The sequence below is a fragment of the Myxococcus hansupus genome (genome assembly GCF_000280925.3).
Lineage (GTDB): Bacteria > Myxococcota > Myxococcia > Myxococcales > Myxococcaceae > Myxococcus > Myxococcus hansupus.
Genome location: NZ_CP012109.1, coordinates 4,578,967 through 4,600,436 on the forward strand (window position 1 = coordinate 4,578,967; position 21,470 = coordinate 4,600,436).

Consider the following 21,470-nt stretch of genomic DNA (forward strand, 5'->3'; position numbering starts at 1 on the left):
CGTTCAGCCGCGACGGCCTCGCTCCACCGAGAGGCCGTACTCTTCAATCTTCTTGTCCAACGTGGGACGGCTGATGCCGAGCAGCTCGGCGGCACGCACCTTCTTTCCGGAGGCCTCTCGCAGGGCCTCGGCGATGGCATCCCGCTCCAGTCGAGCCACGCGGCCCTGGAGCGTCTTGGCCCCGGAGTCGTCTCCCTCCTGAACCTCCGGAGGAAGCTGCAGCGCGCCCACGCGGCTGTCGGCGTAGAGCAGGCCGAGCCGCTCACCCACCAACTCCAGTTCGCGCAGATTCTGGGGCCACGCGTATTCGGAGAGGAGACGGCGGGCCTCCGGGCTGAGCGTCGGAGGCTCCTTGCGAATCCGCCGGGCCGCGCGCGCCGCGAACTGCTCCAGCAGCGGCAGGATGTCCGCGCGCCGCTCCCGCATCGGCGGCGCATCCAGCTCGAACCCCGAGAGGCTTCGCGCCAGCGACGGCTCCACATCGCCTCGCGCCGAAAGCAACGTCACGGGTGCGGACGCGGTGGCCAGGATGCGCACGTCGACGGCCTCCTCGCCGCCCTGCCGCGCTGGCGCTGAACGGCGCGCCAACGCCCTCGCGAACCGCTCCGAGGCGGGCCGGGAGAGGGACTCCACATGCAGCAACACCAGCGAGCCCCCATCCGCGCGCAGCATCGCGGAGACGAGGGGCGGCTGCCCGGGCCCGCTCGCGCGACCGAACAGGGCCTCCTCCACCGCGGCGGGCGGCTCGCGGCAATCCACCACCACGAAGGGCCCCAGTGCCCGAGGCGAGCGCGCATGGACGAAGCGAGCCAGGAGCGCCTTGCCGACGCCCGCCTCACCGTGGATGACCACCGGCGCGGCGCTGGGGGCCACCCTGCGCGCCAGCTCCAGCAGCGCCCGCAGCGGCCGGGAGGTCCCCGTCAGCGCGGGCACCGAGACTTCCCCTTCCGCTCGCGAGTTCACGGTGGTGTACGCCTCGCCGCCCAGCCGCCCGAGCGCCGCGAGCAACTGCCCCTCGCCCTCGGTGAACTTCGGCTCCGCGCGCGTGACGTACAGCACGCCAAACGGCATTCCGCCCGACGCCACGAGCGGCGCGCAGAGAACGTCATCCGTCTGGATGAGCTCCTTGCGCTCCAACGCGGCCTGCGCCAACGCGCGAGGCATCGTCAACGCCTCCGCGCCCGCCACCGCGGCGGTGAGCAGCCCGTCACTGCTCCCCAGCAACGCGGCGGCGCGGTCCGCGTTGAGCGCATGGGCCACCTCGTCAGCGAGACGCCGCAGCACCAACGCGCCACTCGTCGCGCCAAGCAGCGCGATGCCCGCCGAGTACATGGCCGCCGCCGTCCCCACGTGCGGCAGGACTTCTTCGATGGGGACCTGGCCCATGTGCTCCGGCGCATCGGACACCAGCGTCACGGGCGGCGGCTCGAAGAGGGCCGTCGTCGCGCCCACGCGCACCTGGTCGCCGGGCTTGAGGACGACCTCATCGGTCAGCCGCTCGCCGTTGACGAGCGTGCCGTTGCGCGAGCGCAAGTCACGGATGCGTGCCTGACCGTCGACGACGGAAATCAACGCGTGTTTGCGGGAGACCTGATGGTCATCCAGCGGGATTTCGCACGACGGGCTGCGACCGATCGTCGCCTCCGCGAGGACGTCGTAACGTCGCCCCGCGGAAGGACCGGACAGCAGCAGAAGAGCGGGCATGGGTGCGCGGAGACTAGCGCTACGCGGTACGCGGGCAAGACTCCTGGGGGCGGACGCTACATCGGCCGTTCGGCGTTCAAGAGTTCGCGAAGCTCCCGCTCGTCCAGCGCCCGGCCCTCACGGCTGATGGCCAGCGCGTTGACCTGGGTCTCCGCGACCTCTACGTGGGCGCCCTTACGCCACTCCGTGGTGTGCACCGCGCCATCCACCAGCTTGCCCACCACCGAGCCCTCATCCCGGGCCATGACCTCCAGCCAGAGATTCTCGGTGACGGCCTTGCCCTCCGGGTGCGTCTCGAACGGCGCGCGCACCAGGAAGGTCAGCGGCTCCATCAAGCCCTTGCGTTGGAAGCGCGCCAGGAACGACGGAAGCAGCCCCTGGGCCTCCTTCCGCATGGCCTGGGTCTGCTCCTCGGGCTCCTTCTCGAAGCGCTCCCGGTAGGGCGCCAGCAACTCCGTCGTGTTGTGCCGGCCCAGCGGAGACACGACGGTGAGGAAGAGCCCCTCGTGGCCCTCGAAGGTGTCCAGGGGGACCCCGAGCAGGTTCGTCCGCGCCTCCTCGGACGGCACGAGCATGAACACCTGCCCCTCGCTGGTCCCCACCTGGGTGCGCAGCGTCGGGCCCTGCGCGAAGGCCAGGTCCGTGCACAGTTCGTGGAGGAAGCTCTCGGCGGCCAGCAGGTCCTTCTCCGCGAGGTGGAAGATCTCCAGATCCCGGGCCCCGAACTTCTCCATCCCGTGGGAGTGCACCCACAGGGGCGTGTCACCCTCCGTCGCCTCCACGGCGTGAAGGTGGACGTGGTCGCGGATGTCGAAGTCCAACTCCGTGATTTCCGCCACGTCGTCGGGCTCGTGGAGCTTGTAGGCCGTGAGGTCCACCAGGATGCCCTGCACGTGCTCCAGCAGCGTGCGCACCGCCCAGAGCGCCTCGAAGACGGGCAGCGTGGGCTGGTCGCCTCCGGGCTCCACGGACAGATGGTAGAAGACCTGGGCGCGTCCCAGCCGATCGAAAGCTTCCGGACTGCCGCTGTAGACCTCCTTGCGGAAGCGCGGCAGGCCCTCGGTCCCTCGCGTCACGCGGACCAGGACCTCGGAGCCATCCGCCCGCAGCGTGAAGCCCTCACCATCCGCGTCCGGCGTGAAGTCCACGTCGTCGTTCGCGAAGGAACCCCGCAAGGCGTCGAGCGGCACCGGACCGTCCTGCTCCGTTGCCAGCAGGTAGACCTCTTTCACAGGTGCTTCTCGATCTGCCGGAAGAGGTCCACGCGGTCCACCAGGTTGGTCAGGTAGTCGAGCTTGTCGGTGGGCAGCACCAGCACCGGCGACAGCTTGTAGCCCTCGAACCACTCCTCGTAGAGGGCGTTGAGGCGCTGGAGGTAGCGGGTGGGGATGTCCTTCTCCATGGCCCGGCCACGGATGCGGATGCGCTCACGAATCGTCTGAACCGGGCAGCGGAGGTAGATCATCAGGTCGGGGGGCCGCAGCGACTCCGAAATCGTCTCGTACAACTCCCAGTACGTCTTCCAGTCGCGCTTGTCGATGAGCCGCTGGCGGTGGAGGTTCTTGGCGAAGATCTCCGCGTCCTCGTACAGCGTCCGGTCCTGGAGCACCGTTCCAGCCGTGCGCTCCAGCTCCCGATGCAGGCGGAACTTGTGCGTCAGGAAGAAGAGCTGCGAGCGGAACGCCCACGTCTTCATGTCCTTGTAGAAGTCCGCCAGATACGGGTTCTGGTCGTTCGGTTCGAAGGAGGGCGTCAACCCGTACTTCCGGCAAAGGAAGGACGTCAGCTCCGTCTTACCGGCGCCGATGTTGCCCGCGATGGCGATGAACTTTTTCCTGGCCACACCAACCCTGCTTGTAACCCCGCCGAGCGGCGCGCACCAGAAACAACGTGTAGGTAGGACGTGGTAGAAGAAGTGCATGCCCCCCCGTCGTCCCGTTCAACGCCTGACAGGTGCCGCCGTCCTCCCGTTGAGGAATGGCCGCCTGGCAGCATGGACAGGGAGCCGCAGGCGGCACGCCCGTGGGCCCGGGCACCTTCCGGCCCTGAACATCGGCCCCCAGGAGGCGGGCTGAGGGATGCGCAAGATCTTCTGCATGTTGGTGGCTGGCGTCTGGACGGCGGTCTGCTTCCCCTCGTCACGCTGTCGTTGCTGTCGTTCACCCCATCCATCATGAACTGGGTTCCCCGCCGGTTGTGGTCGCCCGTGCTGCTGTGGGCTGGCGGCGGGAAGCTGGAGGTCATCGGCCAGGAGAACGCCGACCCGAAGCGGCCCACCATCTATGTGGCCAACCACCAGTCCACCATCGACATCCCGGCGCACTTCATGGCCGTGCCCGTCCCCTTCCGCTACGTCGCGAAGTCACAGCTCAAGTGGGTGCCCATCATCGGCTGGTACCTGTGGATCGCGGGCCACGTCTTCATCAACCGGACCAACCGGCGGAAGGCCATCGCCTCCCTGGACGAGGCCGCGAGGAAGATTCGCGCGGGCACCAGCATCTTCCTGTACCCGGAGGGCACGCGCTCCGAGGACGGCAGCATCCTCCCCTTCAAGAAGGGCCCCTTCGCCCTGGCGCTGAAGGCCCGCGTCCCCATCTGCCCCGTCACCATCGAGGGCTCGGGGAACCTGATGCCCAAGTCCACCTGGAACATCACCCCGGGCACCATCCGGGTGAAAATCGGCAAGCCCATCGACACCACCGCGTTCGCGGAGAACGACCGCGAGGGGCTCGCCCGAGCCGTCCGCGCCGTCATCATCGCCGACAGCCTGGCCCTGGGAGGCAAGGGCGGCGACCCGGATGACGCCGTGGCGGCCGCGGGCGAAGAGGGCGTCAGCGATGCCCGCAAGCAGGCCCTCCCCCTTCCCTGAGACACGCATCGAGATGACGCTCCGCCTCCTCCGTTCCCGTCCCTGGATTCGCGCCGCCGTCCTCGGCGCGGGCCTTCTGGCTGGCTGCAGCCACACCCCTTCGGCCTCCACGAGCGCCCGCCCCACCGACCCGCGCTCGCAGGCACGGGCGTACCTGGACGCGCACCAGCCCTCGAAGGCCCTGGGGCTGCTGACGGAGCTGCACCGCCAGTCACCGGACGACCTGGACGTGGCGCGCCTGCTCACCGAAGCGCACGTGAAGGCGGGCCAGACGGACGCGTGGATCGCCGAGCTCCAGAAGCGCATCGCCGCGGGTGAGCGCGCGGTCGACCAGTACATGCTGGGGCTCGCCCTGTTCTCCCGCGCTCGCGACGCGGGCGCCCCCACCGTCGCTGCCTTCGAGCGCGCCACGGCCCTGGCGCCGGACACCGCCGAGTTCCATTACCGCTTGGGGCTGGCGCTGCTGGAGTCGGAGCAATACGCGGAGGCGCTTCTTCCCCTGAAGCAGGCCACCGCGCTCGCGCCGGAGCGCACCGCGTGGCGACTGCCGTTGGCCAAGGCCCTGCACCGCACGGGAGACGCGCCAGGCGCGGTGGAGGCCCTGGGCGCGGTGGTGCGGGGCCAGCCCACGCCCGCGGAGGTCGCCACGGCGCGGGCGCTGATGGAGCAGGCCGCGGACCCCTTCTCGGGCTTTCCCAAGGCCGCGGAGGCCAAGCTCGAAGAGGGCATGCGCTTCCTGAAGGACCTGGATGCGCCCCAGCACGCCATCCTCTCCTTCGAGGAGATCCTGCTCGACTACCCGGATGTGGCGGTGGTGCATGCGCTGCTGGGCCTGGCCTATCAGCGCCTCGACGACGCCGGCCGCGCCGTGGACGAGTTCAAGCAGGCCATCGAGCGCGCCCCGAGCGACGGAAAGAACCACTTCTACCTGGGCGAGCTCTACCTGGCCCGCCAGCGGCCCGACGCAGCCCGTGCTTCGTTCGAGAAGGCCGTCGCGCTTCACCCCCTGCTCGAGACGGCGTGGTTCCACCTGGGCGACCTGCACCTGGAACGACGGGACCTCCGGGCCGCGCGCGAGGCGTTCCTCGTGGCCACGTCCCTGGCACCCGACGCGGTGGCCATGCGCGGCAAGCTGGCGCTCGTGTACCAACTGGAAGGTGACTTCGCCGGCGCCGAGCGCGAGCTGCGGCGCGTGGTCGAAAAGGACCCGGACAACATGGAGTTCAGCCTGCGGTTGGGGCTGCTCTTCACCGAGCAAGCGCTGAAGGCCTCGCGGCCCGAAGCACGGAAGACGGCCTCCTCTGAAGCGGAGCGCTGGCTGCTGAAGGTGCTGGAGACCCAGCCCGAGAACGCGGTGGCGTCGCGCGCGCTTCAGCAACTCAAGGCGCAGTAGCCATCCACGGGCCCTGCCCTCTACACTCGCTGCCCGATGAGCGACGGTCGCAAGCCCTCACCTCCCGGTACGCAGCCTCCCAAGGCCGCGTCTCCGTCCGGCTCCCAGCCCCGCACGCCGACGAACCCGGGCATGCCGCGCGCGCCGAGCGGCACCAACCTTCGGGTGATGTCCGCCGCGCGCGCCGCGCCGCTCCAGAAGGAGAAGCCGGAAGGCCCCCTCGGGAAGCGGCTCGCCGGTGACGCCTCCAACTACTTCCTCAATGGGCTGGCCATCCTCAAGGAGATGGTCGCGGACTTCCGTCAGCGCGACCGCTTCTTCAAGTACAAGGCCTCCATCGTCGCGGGCTGGCTGGTGATGACGGCCGCGAGCCTCGCCATTGCCTGTCCTGGCAGCAGCGTCCGCCGCGGGGAGATGGACGCGCGCCTGGTGCTCAGCGACAAGCTGGACCGGCCCTCCCTCACCATCTGGAACGAGAGCAAGGCGCCCTGGTACGACGTCACCCTCACCGTCAACGGCCAGTACCAGGCGGCGGTGCCGTCGGTGGCGCCCGGGGAGTTCATCACCATCACCCCCAAGCAGCTCATGGGCTCCAGCGGCGCCGCGCCGGCGGACCTGCGCTTCCAGTCGCTGCAGATGCGCAGCCGTGATGACAGCGCGGACCTGACGGAGGACCTCAATCAGGCCTGGGAGCGCATCCGGCAGACGCCGCGTCGGTAGCAGGCCCCGGAAACACGAAGGGCGCCCTTCCTTTCGGAAGCGCGCCCTCGCGTTGCTCCCAGCCCCACCTCACGATGGGACCAGGGATGCCGGCCGCGAACTACTCGGCCTTCGTCTCGGCCTCGGGCTCAGCGGCCTCGGCGTCGACAGGAGCGACCTTCTCAGGCCGGTCCACGAGCTCCAGGAGGGCCATCTCCGCGGCGTCACCGCGGCGGAAGCCGAGCCGGATGATGCGCGTGTAGCCACCGGGACGGCTGGCGTAACGGTCCTTGTACTCGCTGAACACCTTCTGCAGCACCTCGCGGTCCTTCACCGTCCGGGCCGCCAGGCGAACGTTGGCGAGGCCGCCACGCTTGCCCAGGGTGATGATCCGCTCCGCGATCTTCCGGGCCTCCTTGGCCTTGGGAAGCGTGGTGCGGATGGCCTGGTGCTCCAGCAGCGAAGTCACCATGTTGTTCAGCATCGCGAGACGGTGGCTCGTGGTGCGGTGCAGCTTCCTCTGTCCAACCTTGTGGCGCATCGTCGTGCTCCAACACTCCGGCCGTATCAGGTACCGGGTGGGATGGGCGGACCCGGCACGGGGCCCGCCACTGTCATTCGGGCCGGAAGACGTCCCAGCCCCCTCCCCTCGCGCCGCTGACCGCCGTGCCCGCGGACGCGTGAGGAGGTGCTACGTGAACCCTACTACGCCTTCGGCGCGGCGGGAGCCGGCGCCTGCTTCGGCGGCCAGTTCTCCAGCTTCATGCCCAGCGACAGGCCCATCTCCGCGAGGATCTCCTTGATCTCCTTCAGAGACTTGCGGCCGAAGTTCTTCGTCTTGAGCATCTCGGCCTCGGTGCGCTGCACGAGGTCGCCGATGGACTTGATGTTCGCCTGCTGCAGGCAGTTCGCCGAGCGGACCGACAGCTCGAGCTCATCCACCGAGCGGAACAGGTTCTCGTTGAGCTTCGCCTCTTCCTTCGGCGCCTCGGCGACGACGGGCTCCTCCGTCTCGTCGAAGTTCACGAAGACGGTGAGCTGCTCCTTGATGATCTTCGCCGCGTACGCCACCGCGTCCTGAGGGGACACGGAGCCGTCCGTCCAGACCTCGAGCGACAGCTTGTCGAAGTCCGTGACCTGACCCACGCGCGCGTTGGTGACCTGGTAGTTCACCTTGCGGATGGGCGAGAACAGCGAGTCGATGGGAATGGTGCCAATGGGCGCGCCCGCGACCTTGTTCACATTCGCCGGGGTGTAGCCACGGCCGCGGCGGCACGTCAGCTCCATCCGGAGCTTGCCACCCTCGGAGATGGTGCAGATGTGGTGGCCGGGGTTGAGGATCTCGGTGTCCGGGTCGGTGATGATGTCACCGGCCTTGACCTCCTTGGGGCCCTCCGCCTCGATGCGCAGCGTCTTGGTCTCGTTCGTGTGCATCCGAAGGAGGACTTCCTTCAGGTTCAGCACGACGTCCGTGACGTCCTCGGACACTTCGGGGATGGTCGTGAACTCGTGGTCCACGCCCTCGATCTTCACGGAGGTGATGGCGGCGCCCTGCAGCGACGACAGCAGCACCCGGCGGAGCGAGTTGCCCAGCGTCGTGCCGAAACCGCGCTCGAGCGGCTCCGCGACGAACTTGCCGTAGGTGGGGGTCGCGCTGTCCTGGTCGACCTCCATGCGGCGGGGCTTGATCAGGTCACGCCAGTTCTTCGCAACGAACGTATCTGCCATGATGGACTGCTCCTGAAAGCGTGCCGCACCACCGACTTACCCACCGGCCTGGCGGGAGGATGCACACGCGAAGACTGCGCCTGCTTCAAAGCAAGACGCCCCGGCCTCTTCGGCCAGGGCGTCCACTGCGACATCCGGAGCGCTTACTTCGAGTAGAGCTCGACGATGAGCTGCTCGGAGATGGGCATCGTCAGGTCCTCACGGTTCGGAACCGTGGTGACCGTGCCCTTGAAGGACTTCTTGTCCAGGGAGATCCACTGCGGAACGCCACGGCGGTCCACCGTCTCCAGGGCCTCCGAGATGCGGAGGACCTTGCGGCTCTTCTCCACGACCTCGACGGCGCTGCCCGGCTTCACGGCGAACGAAGGGATGTTCACCTTGCGGCCGTTGACCTGGAAGTGACCGTGACGCACCAGCTGGCGCGCCTCGTTGCGCGTGTCCGCGAATCCCATGCGGAACACCACGTTGTCCAGGCGGAGCTCCAACTGCTGCAGGAGGTTCTCACCCGTCTTGCCCTTGGCAGCGGACGCGCGGTGGTAGTAGCCGCGGAACTGGTTCTCCAGCAGGCCGTACATGCGCTTGACCTTCTGCTTCTCGCGCAGCTGCACGCCGTAGCCGGAGAACTTCACGCGGCCCTGGCCGTGCTGACCCGGAGGATAGGGGCGGCGCTCAATGGCGCACTTGTCCGTGTAGCAACGGTCGCCCTTGAGGTACATCTTCAGGTTTTCGCGCCGGCAGATGCGGCAGGCGCTGGCAGTGTAACGAGCCATGGGAGGTCCTTAGGTGATCTGGAGCATCCCCAACGCCAGAGGCGCCGGGGATGCCCGAAGAAGAGGGTTAGACGCGGCGACGCTTGGGCTGACGGCAGCCGTTGTGCGGGATGGGCGTCACGTCGCGGATGAGGTTGATCTTCAGACCGGCGGCGGCCAGCGCGCGCAGCGCGGACTCACGGCCAGCGCCCGGGCCCTTCACGAACACGGACACGTTCTTCAGACCGTGCTCCATCGCCTTCGCCGCGGCGTCGCCAGCGGCCACCTGCGCCGCGAACGGGGTGGACTTGCGGCTTCCCTTGAAGCCACGCGCCCCGGCGGACGACCAGGAGATCACGTTCCCGGACACGTCCGTGATCGTGATGATGGTGTTGTTGAACGTGGACTGGATGTGGACCACGCCATTGAGGATGTTCTTCTTGCCCTTGCGCTTGGACTTCTTGGCGGCAGGGGCCTCGCCCTCGGCGCCCGTGGACGCCGCAGTGTTGATCTCGTCAGCCATGTGGATTGCTGCTCCTGAGAGGAGGTGATCGACGCCGGCACCCTACGGCACCGGCGCTGCGACTACCGACCGGTGGCCGGCTTCGCCCGGACGATGCCCCGCTTCGGACCCTTGCGGGTACGCGCGTTGGTGTGGGTCCGCTGGCCGCGAACAGGCAGGCCCTTACGGTGACGGAGGCCCCGGTAGCAACCCAGGTCCATCAGCCGCTTGATGTTCATGGTGACTTCGCGCCGGAGGTCACCCTCCACCTTGTAGCTGGCCTCGATGATCTCGCGGATCTTGCGGGCCTGCTCCTCGGTGAGGTCCTTGGTCCGGGTCGTGGGATCGATGCCCGCCGCGGCAATGATGTCTTGCGCGGACTTGTTGCCGATCCCGTAGATGTACTGGAGCGAGATCACCGCGCGCTTGTTGGGCGGCAGATCGATGCCGGCGATACGAGCCATCTTCGGTCTTCCTTCTTGGTGGAGTTGGTCTGAAGCCAACGGCCTTGTGGCCGTTAGCCCTGGCGCTGCTTGTGCCGGGGGTTGGAGGCGCAAATCACGCGCACGATACCCTTACGGCGAACAACCTTGCACTTGTCGCAGATCTTCTTGACGGACGCCCGAACCTTCATTGGAGCGAACTTCCTTCCTCAGCTAAAGAAAAGCCCAGCGGGGTTCCCGCCATTCCCAGGCGGGCCCCTACTACTTTGCCCGGTACGTGATCCGTCCGCGCGTCAGGTCGTACGGCGACAGCTCGACCTTCACCTTGTCACCCGGGAGGATGCGGATGAAGTGCATCCTCATCTTGCCCGAGATGTGCGCGAGAACCTTGTGGCCGTTGTCCAGCACCACGCGGAACATCGCGTTCGGGAGGGGCTCCATCACCGTCCCCTCGACTTCGATGGAATCATCCTTCGGCAAGCGTCAAACTCTCTTCCCGGACCACGAACCTCTTGGAAGCGCGGCGAAGTAGCACTTTGGTCCGCAAGTGGCAAGCGTCGCGCGACAGCAAAACTTGGATTCCTACCAACCCCACATAACGGCGGGCTATTTCACCCGCAGTCACAGCATTTTCAAGCCTGTCCCTGACGTCGAGCGTACTGCCTCCACGCCCCAGGTGCTGGCCGCGGGGTGAACCTGTATCCTACCCCGTCAGGAGTCCAGGAGACCCTGAGGGCGAGCTCCAGGCGTCTTCTGGGGGAGCCAGGGGACCAGCCCCGGAAGCCCCGGCCCCCTGCCAGCCAGGATCAGGCTTTGCCCGCAGCGGCCTTGATTTCCTCGTAGATGCCCTCGGGCGTCCCCACGCCGTCCACGCTCTTGAGCAGGCCCTTCTTCTCATAAAAGGCCTTCAACGGGGACGTCTCCGAGTCGTACTTCTGCAAGCGCTTCTCGATGACGTCCGGCATGTCATCCGGCCGCTGGACGAGCCCGGTGTTGCACTTGTCGCAGTACCCCGCCCGCTTCGGAGGGCTCTGGTAGACGTGGTAGACGCTGCCGTCCGCCGGGCACACCCGGCGCCCCGAGCCGCGCTCCACGAGCTTCGCGTGCGGCACCTCGAGCGAGATGACAGCGTTGAGCTGCTTGCCCAGGCGGCCCAGCATCTTCTCCAGCGCGTCCGCCTGACCAGGCGTGCGTGGGAAGCCGTCCAGGACGAAGCCGTTGGCGACGTCCGCCTCCTTGAGGCGCTCCTCGACGATACCGATGACGACGTCATCCGGAACATACTGGCCAGCGGCCATCAGCGGGCCGGCGACCTTGCCCAGCTCCGTGCCCTCCGCGACCGCCTTGCGGAGGATGTCCCCGGTGGAGATCTGGGGGATCTGGAAGTCGGCGAACAACCGCTTCGCCTGGGTGCCCTTCCCCGCGTTCGGCGGCCCCAACAGGATCAGGTTCATGTGCTCCTCGTGCACCTGCGAATATCCTAGAACTGCACCCAGCCTGGAACGACGAGGCGCCCCTCCCCGCGACAGGGAGAGGCGCCCGGTACGCCCGCGCGGAGGCTCAGGCCGCCACGCGCACCCGGCCCCGGATGCGCGGGCCGCGAGGGCCGGCGAAGCCCTCGTAGTTACGGCTGATGAGGTGACCCTCGATCTGCTGCACCGTGTCCAGCGCCACACCCACCACGATGAGCAACGCCGTACCGCCGAAGGTGAACCGCACGCCCAGCAGACCGCTGATGACGGACGGAATCACGCACACGACGGACAGGTAGATGGCACCACCGAACGTGAGCCGGTTGAGCACCCGCTCGATGAATTCCGCCGTCTGGCGGCCGGGACGAATGCCCGGGATGTAGCCACCCTGCTTCTTGATGTTGTCCGCCACGTCGTCCGGCCGGAACGTCAGGGCCGTGTAGAAGTAGGCGAAGAAGATGACCATCACCACGAACAACCCGTTGTAGATCCACAGGTTGCCTTCGATGGCCCGCTGGAACCCCTGCAGGAACGGGAACCAGGTGCCCAGCGTCGCCGGGAAGGACAGCACGGCGCCGGCGAAGATGGGCGGAATCACGCCCGAGGTGTTCACCTTCATCGGGAAGTACGTCGCCTGGCCCGCGAACATCCGGCGGCCCGCCATCCGCTTGGCGTACTGGATGGGGATGCGGCGCATGCCGCGCTCCACGTAGACGACCGCGGCGATGATGATCAGCATGAAGACCACGAGCGCCAGCACCTCGGCCACCGAGATGACATCCTGACGCGTCAGGTCCAGTAACTGCTTGGCGCCCGGGAGCAGGCCCGCCACGATACCGGCGAAGATGATGAGCGAGATGCCGTTGCCGATGCCGCGCTCGGTGATGCGCTCACCCAGCCACATGATGAAGGCGGTACCGGCCGTGAGGCTGACCACCGTCATGAACGTGAACCAGACGCTGTCGTCGGGGACGACCACCTGGTTGAAGCCGCTCTGGCCACCGTCGGAGCGGCCCAGCGACGCCAGCCACCGCGAGATGCCGATGCCCTGCACGATGGACAGCGCGATCGTGCCGTAGCGGGTGTACTGGTTGATCTTCTGCCGGCCACCCGCGCCCTCCTTCTGGAGGCGCTCCAGGCTGGGCACGACGACCGCCAGCAGCTGCATGATGATGGACGCGCTGACGTACGGCATGATGCCCAGACCGAAGATGGACATCTGCTCCAGTGCGCCACCGGAGAAGAGGTTGAAGAGCGAGACGAGGCCGCCCGATTGCTTCTGGGCGTCCATGAACGCGTTCATCGCCGAACGGTCCACGCCTGGCGTGTTGATGAAGATGCCGATGCGATAGACGGCGAGCAGCGCGAGCGTATACGCGAGCCGACTGCGCAGCTCAGCGATACGGAAGACGTTGGCGAAGGCGTTCAGAGCCACAGGGTAGCCATCCTCTTCGAGAGGGTTCTGCCAGGACGACAAAACGCCCCTGTTCCACGAGCGGGAAAGGGGCGCAGAAGCCTACACAAGCGAAACGGCACGCACCACCAGCAAGTGATGCGTGCCTGACACGCTCAGGCCTGGGGCTGCCGGGGAGCCTTCACGCCCTTGCCCGCGTGGGCCTTGGCGGCGGACTCCGGCTTGTGGGCCACCAGCGGAATCTCTTCCACCGCGCCGCCCGCCTTCTGAATGGCGGCCTTCGCGGCCTCGGAGACCTTGTGCACCACCACGGTGACCTTCTTGGTCAGCTCGCCCCGCGCCAGAACCTTGACGCCGTGGTAACGGCCCTTCACCAGCCCGACCTTGCGCAGGGTCTCCACGTCCGCCGTGGCGCCCGCGTCGAAGTGCTGCTCGAGGTCCGACAGGTTGATGACCGCGTACACGGTCCGGTTCGGCGGCGTGAAGCCAAACTTCGGCAGACGCCGCTGCAGGGGGCTCTGGCCGCCCTCGAAGCCTTCGAACCGCATGTTGCCGGAACGGGCCTTCTGGCCCTTGCCACCCCGGCCGGCCGTCTTGCCAAGACCACTACCCTGGCCGCGGCCCACCCGCTTCTTGCGGTGCCACGAGCGCGCCGGACGCTGCAGTTTGTTCAAAGTGCTCATCGTCTCGATCCTCTCGTGACTCAGGCCTGGTGCTGCTTGACCTGATACGCGATCGCCCGCTCCCGCAGGGCGACCTTGGCCGGCTTACGACGCTTGGGCGTCGGCGCCTCGCCAGAAACGTTTTCCAGGGTGACCAGATGCTTCACCTTGAACCACATGCCGCGAATCGCGGGCGTGTCCTTGAGGATCCGCTCCTCACCAAACTTCTTCAGGCCCAGCCCACGGATGGTGTCCAGCATGTCGCTGGACGCACCCGCAAAGCTCTTCACCAGCTTCACCTTGAGCGCCATGGACTAAGCCCTCTGCTCCCCGGCGAGCTTCGCCGGCTCGACGTCCTTGCCACGGAGGCGCGAGACCTGCTCGGCGCTGCGCAGCAGCTTCAGGCCCGCGACAGTGGCCTTCAGCACGTTGTGCGGATTCCGCGACCCCTGGCTCTTGGTCAGGATGTTGCGGATACCAGCCGCCTCCAGCACCGCGCGAACCGCGCCGCCGGCGATGACGCCCGTACCCTGGCTGGCGGGCTTCAACAGCACCCAGCCAGCGCCGAAGTGCCCGAGCACCTCGTGCGGAATGGTGTGACCCACGAGCGGAACGCGGAACAGGTTCTTCTTCGCGTTCTCGCCACCCTTACGGATGGCCTCGGGGACTTCGTTGGCCTTGCCCAGGCCGACGCCCACGTGTCCGGCGCCGTCCCCCACCACCACGAGGGCGGCGAACGAGAAACGGCGGCCGCCCTTCACGACCTTGGCCACGCGGTTGATATTCACCACGCGGTCGGTGAGGTCCAGATCGTTCGGATTGATCGGAGTTGCCACTTGGGGGATTCCTTTCGAATTCTTAGAACTTCAGCCCGGCCTCGCGCGCGGCGTCGGCCACGGCGGCGATGCGCCCGTGATAAGGGAAGCCGTTGCGGTCGAACACCACCGCTTCGACGTTGGCGGCCTTGCACTTCTGCGCAATCAGGGAACCAACACGCTTCGCATCCGCCTTCTTGTCGCCCTCGTCCTGACCCTTCAGGTCCTTGGACAGCGACGAAGCGAACGCAAGCGTCTTGCCCGTGGTGTCGTCCACCACCTGCGCATAGATGTGCTTGAGGCTCTTGTAGACGGTGAGCCGCGGCCGCTCTGTCGTACCCGACAGCTTCTTGCGGATGCGGTTCTTCCTCTTGAGACGGGCTTCGATCTTCGTAGGCATGGCTGCTTCCTTTTCCGTCCGGCGGCGATGCGGCCTTCCGCCGCCGGATGATGCCACCGGACCCCGAGGGCCCGGCGGAGTTTGGAACACTCAGGAAAGGCGGGACGACTAGGTCGTGCCCGTCTTGCCCTCCTTGCGGCGGATGCGCTCCTCGGCGTACTTGATGCCCTTGCCCTTGTACGGCTCGGGCGGACGCAGCGAGCGGATGTTCACCGCCGTCGCGCCGAGGACTTCCTTGTCCGACGAGCGGAGCGTCAGACCCACGGTGGGCAGGCTGTCCTCGTTGCGCGGGGCCTTGTCGACTTCAGCCGTCACGCCCTCGGGCAGGTTGAACACCACCGGGTGCGAGTAACCGAGCGCGAAGTGAATGGCCTTGCCCTTCACCTCGGCGCGGAAACCGACGCCGCGGATATCCAGCTTCTTCTCGAAGCCCGTGGTCACACCCTTCGCGGCGTTCGCGAGGATGGTCCGGGTCAGGCCGTGCAGGCTGCGCGCCTCGCGCGAGTCATCCTCGCGCTGCACCGTCACCTGGCCGTCCTTGATCTCGACCTTGACCTTGCCAGGCAGCTTCACCGACAGCTTGCCCTTGGGGCCTTCGAAGTTGACCTGCTCGCCGGCGATGACGGCCTTCGTCTTGTCGCCAAGCTTGATCGCCAGTTTTCCAATCCGACTCATGGTTGCCTCGGTCCTGTATGCCTGGGGGGCGCACCCTCGCGGGGCGCCGCTCCCTGGCGGCTGGCTAGTAGACGGTGCAGAGCAGCTCGCCGCCGACCTTCTGCTTGCGGGCCTCGGAATCCACCATGATGCCACGCGAGGTGGAGAGAATGGAGATGCCCAGGCCACCCAGGACCTGCGGAATCTCGCGGGCGGGCGCGTAGCGGCGCAGACCCGGCTTCGACACGCGGCGGATACCGGTGATGGCGGGCGCGCGGTCCGGACCGTACTTCAGCTGCACGGAGATCTCCGGGAACACAGTGCGCTTGTTCTGCACGGTGAGCTCGTGGACCACGTACTCGCCGATGTAGCCCTCGTCCTTGAGGACCTTGATGATCTCGAGCTTGAGCTTCGAGTGGGGGATGACGACCTTGTCGTGACGCGCGCGCGAGGCGTTGCGCAGGCGGGTCAGCATGTCGCCGACGGGATCATTGACCGGCATGGAGCACCTTCTCAAGCGAGGCCCCTGTCCGGGCGCCCCGCGTTCGCAGCCACCACGCCTGCCGGGCCCATCCCGGGGGTTCGTGCTGACCGCCACTGCGAACTGCGAACTTCGGTGCGGAGGCTCCCAGAGGAGCCACCGCGGTTGCGCCTGGAGGAGTCACTCCGCCAGGCGCCCTGCCCTTCCGGCTACCAGGACGACTTGGTGACGCCGGTGATCTCGCCGCGGAGGGCGCGATTGCGGAGGCAGATACGGCACATCTTGAACTTGCGCAGGAACGCGCGCGGCCGGCCACACAGCGGGCAGCGGTTGTACTGGCGCACCGAGAACTTCGGCTTGCGCTTTGCCTGGGCGATCTTGGAGAGCTTGGCCATGTTTCGTCGGGTCCTTGGCTCGAGGGATTACTGACGGAACGGCATGCCGAAGTGACGCATCAGCGCCAGCCCCTGCTCGTCGTTGGCCGCAGTGGTGACGAAGCTGATGTTGAGCCCCTTCACCTTCTCGATCTGGTCGTAGTTGATCTCAGGGAAGATGATCTGCTCGCGCACGCCGAGCGTGTAGTTGCCCTTCCCGTCGAAAGCCTTCGGGGACACGCCCTTGAAGTCACGCACGCGCGGCAGCGCCACGGTGATGAGGCGGTCCATGAACTCGTACATGCGCTCGCCGCGCAGCGTGACGGCGGCACCGATGGCCTGGCCCTGACGCAGCTTGAAGTTCGCGATGGACTTGCGGGCGCGCGTCACGATCGGCTTCTGGCCGGTGATCGCGGCGAGCTGGTCCACCGCCGACTCCAGGATCTTGTTGTTGGCGAGCGCCTCGCCCAGACCCATGTTGACGACGATCTTCTCCAGACGCGGAACCTGCATCGGGTTCTTCAGGTTCAGCTCCTTCAGGAGGGAGGGAACACCTTCCTTGAAGAAGCGCACCTTCAGACGCGCCGGCTTGGCCTCGAGGCCTTCCTCGATGTTCGCGGCAAAGCCAACCTTCTTGGCTTCTTCCTTCTTGCCGCGCTTCGCCTTCTTTTCCTTCTGCTCGGCCTTCTTCTCGTCAGCCATCGTCCTGTCCTCTGCTTCGGGGCGCCGTCGTGGACCCAGCACGCCCGATCAGTCCTTCGTATGGAACCTGGAAACACCGCGAGGGCCCCTGTTGCTCCACGGACCCTCGATGCCTGCACGCCCGCCCTTCGCCACCACCGGGGTGGGCAAAGGGCGCGCATACATGCACCAACGCGGACACCTAGTCAATCAGGGCGTCGCAGTTCTTGCAGAACCGCTTCTTCTTGCCCTCTTCACCTTCAGTACGGATGCCCACTCGAGTCGGCTTGTCGCACTTGACGCAAACCACCTGCACGTTCGCCAGCGCGATCGTGCCCGGCTTCTCGACGATGCCCCCTTCGGGGCTCTGGGGCGTCTTCTTCATGTGACGCTTGACCAGGCGCAGACCCTCGACCGTCACGCGCTCCGCCTCGCGATCGATCTTCAGCACCTTACCGCGCTTGGTCGCCGGGTTCTTCTCGGAGGCCTCGGCCCCGGCCATGACCTGGACCGTGTCTCCCACCTTCAGCTTCTGCATGGCTTCCTCTCTCTGGCTGCTCGCCGTCCGGCCTGCTGTCCTCTCAGAGGACTTCGGGCGCCAGCGAGATGATCTTCATGAACTTGCGGGCGCGGAGCTCACGGGCGACTGGCCCGAAGATACGCGTACCGATGGGCTCCATGTCCTTGTTGATGAGGACCGCGGAGTTGCCGTCGAACTTGATGTAGCTGCCGTCCGGGCGACCCACCTCGCGCTTGGTGCGAACGATGACGGCCTTGGCCACATCACCCTTCTTCACCTTCGAGTTCGGCAGGGCCTCGCGCACCGAAACGACAATCACGTCACCGATGGACGCGTACTTGCGCTTCGAGCCACCGAGCACCTTGATGCAGAACACCTTCTTCGCGCCCGAGTTGTCCGCCACGTCGAGCACGCTCGTCATCTGAATCATCTGGAAATCTCCTATCGCCGGTGACCATCCCGCGGGGCCTCACGGCCGCGCGGAAGGGGCATGCGTGCTAGACGTTCTTGCTCTTCTCCAGCACCTCGACCACGCGCCAACGCTTGTCCTTCGACGTCGGCTTGGTCTCGGCGATCCGGACCCGATCACCCTCGTTGATGGTGATCTTCTTGGGGTAGTCGTGGTCCTCCACGTGCGCCTTGTACTTCTCGCGCAGGCTCATGATCTTCCCGTACTTCGGGTGGGGAGCCCGGCGCTGGACGGTGACGACCACCGTCTTCTGCATCTTGTTGGAGGTCACGATCCCCACGCGCGTCTTGGGACGGCCACGGGTGGAAGTCGCGGGGGCCTGCGTCTCGGTCGCTTCAGCCATCTTCTCTCTCACTGTCTCTCATGCACCCGGGCGCTCCTGCCCGGATGGCCGCACGCGCTCCTCTAGCACCTGAGCGCGCTTGGAGTCGTGGGTTTCAGCCCTGGGCCTTCGTCTTCTGGGTCAGCACGGTCAGAACCCGCGCCAGGTCCCGTCGGTGCGTGGTGCGCTCCGCCGGGTTGTCCAGCGAACCGGTCCGACGCTTCAGCTGGTCCTGGAACAGCGTCTCGCGCAGTTCGGCCGCGCGCTGCTTCAGGTCATCCGCCGACAGTTCCTTCAGTTCCTTCGCAGTCGCCATTTCACTCTCCATGCGAGCGGAAGCAGTCGTGAAGACCCGCTCCCGCCGCTCGGTGCCTTAGAGGCTCAGGTCCGCCCGCTTCACAATCTTCGTGAGCACCGGCAGCTTCGCCTGCGCCAACTTCAGCGCTCCGGTGGCCACTTCCGGCGTCATACCCTCCATCTCATAGAGGATGCGGCCGGGCTTCACCACCGCGACGTAGTACTCCACGCCACCCTTACCGGTACCCATTCGAGTCTCGGCGGGCTTCTTGGTGATGGGCTTGTCCGGGAAGATACGGATCCAGATCTTGCCGCCACGCTTGACGTGACGCGTCATCGCGATACGAGCCGCCTCAATCTGCCGAGAGGTGATCCACCCCGGCTGGAGGCTCATCAGGCCGTACTCACCGTAGGTCATGTCGCTACCCCGGTGGGCACTGCCAGGCATGCGGCCCTTGTGCATCTTGCGGTACTTCGTACGAGCAGGCTGAAGCATCGTCGCTGTCCTTCGCCGCCCTGCCCCGGGCACCCCTTTGGGGAGCGCCCGGCGCGGGTGGGCTAATTACCGGTTGGAGGGCATGGGGGCCTGGCCACCCTTGCCCGGGAGGACCTCGCCCTTGCAGACCCAGACCTTGCAGCCGATCTTGCCGTAGGTCGTCTTCGCCTCGGCGAAACCGTAGTCAATGTCCGCGCGCAGGGTGTGCAGGGGCACGCGGCCCTCGCGGTACCACTCGTAACGCGCCATCTCCGCGCCACCGAGGCGACCCGAGCAGGCCACGCGGATGCCCTTGGCGCCGAACTTCATCGCCGTCTGCAGGGCCTTCTTCATGGCACGGCGGAAGGCGATGCGGCGCTCAAGCTGCGTGGCGATGTTCTCGGCCACGAGCTGCGCGTCGGTCTCGGCCTTGCGGACCTCGACGATGTTGAGGAAGACCTCGTTCTTCGTGAACTGCTGGAGGTCCTTCTTCACCGTCTCGATGCCCGCGCCACGCTTGCCGATGACGATGCCCGGCCGCGCGGTGTGGACGTTGACCTTCACCTTGTTCGCCGCGCGCTCGATCTCCACCTTGGAGACGCCCGCGTGGTTCAGCGACTTCTTCACGAACTCGCGGATGCGGATGTCCTCGTGAAGCCACTGCGCGTAGTTCTTGTGCTCGAACCACTTGGAGTCCCAGGTCTTGATGACACCAAGCCGGAACCCGATCGGATGAACTTTCTGTCCCAACGTGATTCTCCTTGAAGCGTCCGGGCAGGGCCCGACGGGTCCTACTTCTTCGCCTCGGCGAGCACCACGTGGACGTGGGCCGTCTTCTTCTTGATCGGGGTGGCCCGGCCCATGGCGCGCGGCATGAACCGGCGCTGGGTGGGGCCCTGGTCCACGGAGATGGTCTTCACGTAGAGCGTGTCCACGTCGACCTGACCCTTGGACTTGTCAGTCGCGTTGGCCACGGCGCTCTTGATGAGCTTCTCCACCGGCTTGGCCGCGGCGCGCTTGGTGAACTTCAGGATGTTGAGGGCCGCCTCGACAGGCTTGCCCCGGATGAGCTCCGCAACGGTGGAAATCTTGCGGGGGCTCATGCGCAGAAAACGCAGATGTGCAGTCGACTCCATGGTCTTCTCCTCAGGCTCTCAGGCAATGCGCCAGGCTACTTGCCCGGGGCCTTGGCGACCTTCTTCTCCGCCGAGTGACCGCCGAACGTACGCGTCGGGGCGAACTCGCCGAGCTTGTGGCCAACCATGTTCTCCGTGACGAACACCGGGATGAACTTCTTCCCGTTGTGCACCGCGAAGGTGTGACCCACGAACTCCGGAAGAATGGTGGAGCGGCGGGACCACGTCTTTACGACGGCCTTCTTGTTCGTCTTGATCATGTCCTCGATCTTCTTCACGAGGAAGTCGTCGACGAACGGACCCTTCTTGATCGAACGAGCCATGGAATCCTCTTACTGGCTGCGCGCGCCCTGGCGGCGGCCTGAGACGATGAACTTGTCAGTGCGCTTGTTGGTGCGCGTGGTGAGACCCTTGGTCTTCTTGCCCCAAGGGGACACAGGGTGCGGGTTACCCTGACCGGACTTGCCTTCACCACCGCCGTGCGGGTGGTCGACCGGGTTCATCGCCAGACCGCGGACGGTGGGACGGATGCCCAGCCAGCGGCTCTTACCCGCCTTGCCGATACGGATGATTTCGTGCTCGATGTTGCCGACCTGGCCCACCGTGGCGCGGCACTCGATGAGCACCTTGCGGACGGTGCCGGAGGGCATACGCACCTGCGCGTAGCGGTCCTCCTTCGCCATCAACTGGCCGGACGTGCCGGCGGAGCGGATGACCTGGGCGCCGCGGCCCGGCTTCAGCTCCACGTTGTGGATGACCGTACCCACCGGGATGTTCTGCAGCGGCAGGCTGTTGCCAGGCCGGATGTCAGAGCCTTCGCCAGCGAACACGGTGTCACCCACGCTCAGACCGACCGGAGCGAGGATGTAGCGCTTGTCGCCGTCCGCGTAGTGCAGCAGCGCGATGTTGGCGGTGCGGTTCGGGTCGTACTCGACGGCCACGACCTTCGCGGGGACGCCATCCTTGTCCCGGCGCTTGAAGTCGATGACGCGGTAGCGGCGCTTGTGGCCGCCACCCTGGTGCCGGCGGGTGATGTGCCCGTGAACGTTGCGACCACCGGAGCGCTTGAGCGGCTCGGTGAGGCTCTTCTCGGGCGAGTCCTTGGTGATGTCCGCGAAGTCGGACACCGTCATCAGACGGCGGGCGGCGCTAGTCGGCTTGTACTTCTTGATGCCCATGGTGTGTTCCTCAGGCAGGCTTGACGCCGTAGC

Annotated in this window: 31 protein-coding genes and 1 pseudogene; 3 read left to right on the forward strand and 29 right to left on the reverse strand. The window is 66.6% G+C overall.

Going from position 1 to position 21,470, the window contains the following annotated elements:
* Window positions 1-3: 3 nt before the first annotated feature.
* From A176_RS17380 to A176_RS17390, 3 genes are read right to left on the reverse strand one after another with little or no spacing between them, the layout of a single operon-like run.
* Window positions 4-1,704 (reverse strand): sigma-54-dependent Fis family transcriptional regulator, encoded by a 1,701-nt coding sequence (locus A176_RS17380; RefSeq protein WP_002633575.1) that lies wholly within the window; start codon window positions 1,702-1,704, stop codon window positions 4-6.
* A 56-nt stretch (window positions 1,705-1,760) separates the two neighbouring features.
* Window positions 1,761-2,936, reverse strand: coding sequence for a DUF2314 domain-containing protein (locus A176_RS17385; RefSeq protein WP_002633576.1), 1,176 nt, complete (start codon window positions 2,934-2,936; stop codon window positions 1,761-1,763).
* Window positions 2,933-3,547, reverse strand: a complete 615-nt coding sequence (locus A176_RS17390) for a deoxynucleoside kinase (protein WP_044890472.1) — start codon at window positions 3,545-3,547, stop codon at window positions 2,933-2,935. Before A176_RS17390 ends, A176_RS17385 begins: the two co-directional genes overlap by 4 nt.
* Before the next feature lie 235 nt (window positions 3,548-3,782).
* Between A176_RS17390 and A176_RS17395 the strand changes: the two are divergent.
* The 3 genes and pseudogenes from A176_RS17395 (at window position 3,783) to A176_RS17405 (ending at window position 6,686) form a co-directional block, all read left to right on the forward strand.
* A pseudogene (locus tag A176_RS17395) lies at window positions 3,783-4,573 on the forward strand (lysophospholipid acyltransferase family protein).
* 13 nt (window positions 4,574-4,586) lie between these two features.
* A complete protein-coding gene (locus A176_RS17400) occupies window positions 4,587-5,966 on the forward strand; it encodes a tetratricopeptide repeat protein (protein ID WP_002633579.1) in 1,380 nt (459 codons plus the stop codon).
* A 36-nt stretch (window positions 5,967-6,002) separates the two neighbouring features.
* Window positions 6,003-6,686 (forward strand): hypothetical protein, encoded by a 684-nt coding sequence (locus A176_RS17405; protein WP_044890473.1) that lies wholly within the window; start codon window positions 6,003-6,005, stop codon window positions 6,684-6,686.
* A 100-nt stretch (window positions 6,687-6,786) separates the two neighbouring features.
* On the opposite strand, the gene rplQ is transcribed toward A176_RS17405, so the two are convergent.
* The 26 genes from rplQ to rplB all read right to left on the reverse strand — a co-directional run bounded on the left by rplQ (window position 6,787) and on the right by rplB (window position 21,437).
* The gene (rplQ, locus tag A176_RS17410) at window positions 6,787-7,206 is read right to left on the reverse strand and encodes a 50S ribosomal protein L17 (protein ID WP_002633581.1); all 420 of its coding nucleotides are present in this window, start codon (window positions 7,204-7,206) and stop codon (window positions 6,787-6,789) included.
* A gap of 164 nt (window positions 7,207-7,370) precedes the next feature.
* On the reverse strand, window positions 7,371-8,393 hold the full coding sequence (locus A176_RS17415; protein ID WP_002633582.1) for a DNA-directed RNA polymerase subunit alpha: 1,023 nt from the start codon (window positions 8,391-8,393) through the stop codon (window positions 7,371-7,373).
* A gap of 143 nt (window positions 8,394-8,536) precedes the next feature.
* Window positions 8,537-9,163: a 30S ribosomal protein S4 gene (gene rpsD / locus A176_RS17420; protein ID WP_002633583.1), complete on the reverse strand. Its 627-nt coding sequence runs from the start codon at window positions 9,161-9,163 to the stop codon at window positions 8,537-8,539.
* Between the two features lie 67 nt (window positions 9,164-9,230).
* Entirely contained in the window at window positions 9,231-9,665 is a 435-nt protein-coding gene (rpsK, locus tag A176_RS17425; protein ID WP_002633584.1) for a 30S ribosomal protein S11, read from the reverse strand.
* A 62-nt stretch (window positions 9,666-9,727) separates the two neighbouring features.
* Complete coding sequence (rpsM, locus tag A176_RS17430; protein WP_002633585.1) at window positions 9,728-10,108, reverse strand: 30S ribosomal protein S13; 381 nt, start codon at window positions 10,106-10,108, stop codon at window positions 9,728-9,730.
* Between the two features lie 53 nt (window positions 10,109-10,161).
* Window positions 10,162-10,278 carry a 50S ribosomal protein L36 gene (gene rpmJ, locus A176_RS17435; protein ID WP_002633586.1) on the reverse strand — a complete coding sequence of 39 codons (117 nt, stop codon included), beginning with the start codon at window positions 10,276-10,278 and terminating at the stop codon, window positions 10,162-10,164.
* A 70-nt stretch (window positions 10,279-10,348) separates the two neighbouring features.
* On the reverse strand, window positions 10,349-10,567 hold the full coding sequence (infA, locus tag A176_RS17440; protein ID WP_002614803.1) for a translation initiation factor IF-1: 219 nt from the start codon (window positions 10,565-10,567) through the stop codon (window positions 10,349-10,351).
* Window positions 10,568-10,893: 326 nt separating this feature from the next.
* The gene (locus A176_RS17445) at window positions 10,894-11,541 is read right to left on the reverse strand and encodes an adenylate kinase (RefSeq protein ID WP_044890503.1); all 648 of its coding nucleotides are present in this window, start codon (window positions 11,539-11,541) and stop codon (window positions 10,894-10,896) included.
* A gap of 106 nt (window positions 11,542-11,647) precedes the next feature.
* Entirely contained in the window at window positions 11,648-12,994 is a 1,347-nt protein-coding gene (gene secY, locus A176_RS17450) for a preprotein translocase subunit SecY (protein ID WP_021781407.1), read from the reverse strand.
* Window positions 12,995-13,128: 134 nt separating this feature from the next.
* Window positions 13,129-13,656, reverse strand: coding sequence for a 50S ribosomal protein L15 (gene rplO / locus A176_RS17455; protein WP_002633589.1), 528 nt, complete (start codon window positions 13,654-13,656; stop codon window positions 13,129-13,131).
* 20 nt (window positions 13,657-13,676) lie between these two features.
* On the reverse strand, window positions 13,677-13,946 hold the full coding sequence (gene rpmD / locus A176_RS17460) for a 50S ribosomal protein L30 (protein WP_002633590.1): 270 nt from the start codon (window positions 13,944-13,946) through the stop codon (window positions 13,677-13,679).
* A gap of 3 nt (window positions 13,947-13,949) precedes the next feature.
* Window positions 13,950-14,471, reverse strand: a complete 522-nt coding sequence (gene rpsE, locus A176_RS17465; RefSeq protein WP_002633591.1) for a 30S ribosomal protein S5 — start codon at window positions 14,469-14,471, stop codon at window positions 13,950-13,952.
* Window positions 14,472-14,493: 22 nt separating this feature from the next.
* On the reverse strand, window positions 14,494-14,850 hold the full coding sequence (gene rplR / locus A176_RS17470) for a 50S ribosomal protein L18 (RefSeq protein ID WP_002633592.1): 357 nt from the start codon (window positions 14,848-14,850) through the stop codon (window positions 14,494-14,496).
* Between the two features lie 108 nt (window positions 14,851-14,958).
* Window positions 14,959-15,525, reverse strand: a complete 567-nt coding sequence (gene rplF / locus A176_RS17475; RefSeq protein ID WP_002633593.1) for a 50S ribosomal protein L6 — start codon at window positions 15,523-15,525, stop codon at window positions 14,959-14,961.
* Window positions 15,526-15,589: 64 nt separating this feature from the next.
* Complete coding sequence (gene rpsH, locus A176_RS17480) at window positions 15,590-16,006, reverse strand: 30S ribosomal protein S8 (protein WP_002633594.1); 417 nt, start codon at window positions 16,004-16,006, stop codon at window positions 15,590-15,592.
* Window positions 16,007-16,194: 188 nt separating this feature from the next.
* Window positions 16,195-16,380 carry a type Z 30S ribosomal protein S14 gene (locus A176_RS17485; protein WP_002633595.1) on the reverse strand — a complete coding sequence of 62 codons (186 nt, stop codon included), beginning with the start codon at window positions 16,378-16,380 and terminating at the stop codon, window positions 16,195-16,197.
* A 27-nt stretch (window positions 16,381-16,407) separates the two neighbouring features.
* Window positions 16,408-17,061: a 50S ribosomal protein L5 gene (rplE, locus tag A176_RS17490; protein WP_002633596.1), complete on the reverse strand. Its 654-nt coding sequence runs from the start codon at window positions 17,059-17,061 to the stop codon at window positions 16,408-16,410.
* Between the two features lie 181 nt (window positions 17,062-17,242).
* A complete protein-coding gene (gene rplX / locus A176_RS17495; protein WP_002633597.1) occupies window positions 17,243-17,578 on the reverse strand; it encodes a 50S ribosomal protein L24 in 336 nt (111 codons plus the stop codon).
* A gap of 43 nt (window positions 17,579-17,621) precedes the next feature.
* Window positions 17,622-17,990 (reverse strand): 50S ribosomal protein L14, encoded by a 369-nt coding sequence (gene rplN / locus A176_RS17500; protein WP_002633598.1) that lies wholly within the window; start codon window positions 17,988-17,990, stop codon window positions 17,622-17,624.
* A gap of 67 nt (window positions 17,991-18,057) precedes the next feature.
* Entirely contained in the window at window positions 18,058-18,384 is a 327-nt protein-coding gene (gene rpsQ, locus A176_RS17505) for a 30S ribosomal protein S17 (RefSeq protein WP_002633599.1), read from the reverse strand.
* 82 nt (window positions 18,385-18,466) lie between these two features.
* Window positions 18,467-18,679, reverse strand: a complete 213-nt coding sequence (rpmC, locus tag A176_RS17510; protein ID WP_082207202.1) for a 50S ribosomal protein L29 — start codon at window positions 18,677-18,679, stop codon at window positions 18,467-18,469.
* A 45-nt stretch (window positions 18,680-18,724) separates the two neighbouring features.
* Window positions 18,725-19,144, reverse strand: coding sequence for a 50S ribosomal protein L16 (gene rplP, locus A176_RS17515; RefSeq protein ID WP_002633601.1), 420 nt, complete (start codon window positions 19,142-19,144; stop codon window positions 18,725-18,727).
* Window positions 19,145-19,210: 66 nt separating this feature from the next.
* Entirely contained in the window at window positions 19,211-19,873 is a 663-nt protein-coding gene (gene rpsC, locus A176_RS17520) for a 30S ribosomal protein S3 (protein WP_002633602.1), read from the reverse strand.
* Window positions 19,874-19,914: 41 nt separating this feature from the next.
* Window positions 19,915-20,259, reverse strand: coding sequence for a 50S ribosomal protein L22 (rplV, locus tag A176_RS17525; RefSeq protein ID WP_002633603.1), 345 nt, complete (start codon window positions 20,257-20,259; stop codon window positions 19,915-19,917).
* A 35-nt stretch (window positions 20,260-20,294) separates the two neighbouring features.
* Window positions 20,295-20,582 (reverse strand): 30S ribosomal protein S19, encoded by a 288-nt coding sequence (gene rpsS / locus A176_RS17530; RefSeq protein WP_002633604.1) that lies wholly within the window; start codon window positions 20,580-20,582, stop codon window positions 20,295-20,297.
* A 9-nt stretch (window positions 20,583-20,591) separates the two neighbouring features.
* The gene (gene rplB / locus A176_RS17535) at window positions 20,592-21,437 is read right to left on the reverse strand and encodes a 50S ribosomal protein L2 (protein WP_002633605.1); all 846 of its coding nucleotides are present in this window, start codon (window positions 21,435-21,437) and stop codon (window positions 20,592-20,594) included.
* Window positions 21,438-21,470 lie beyond the last annotated feature (33 nt).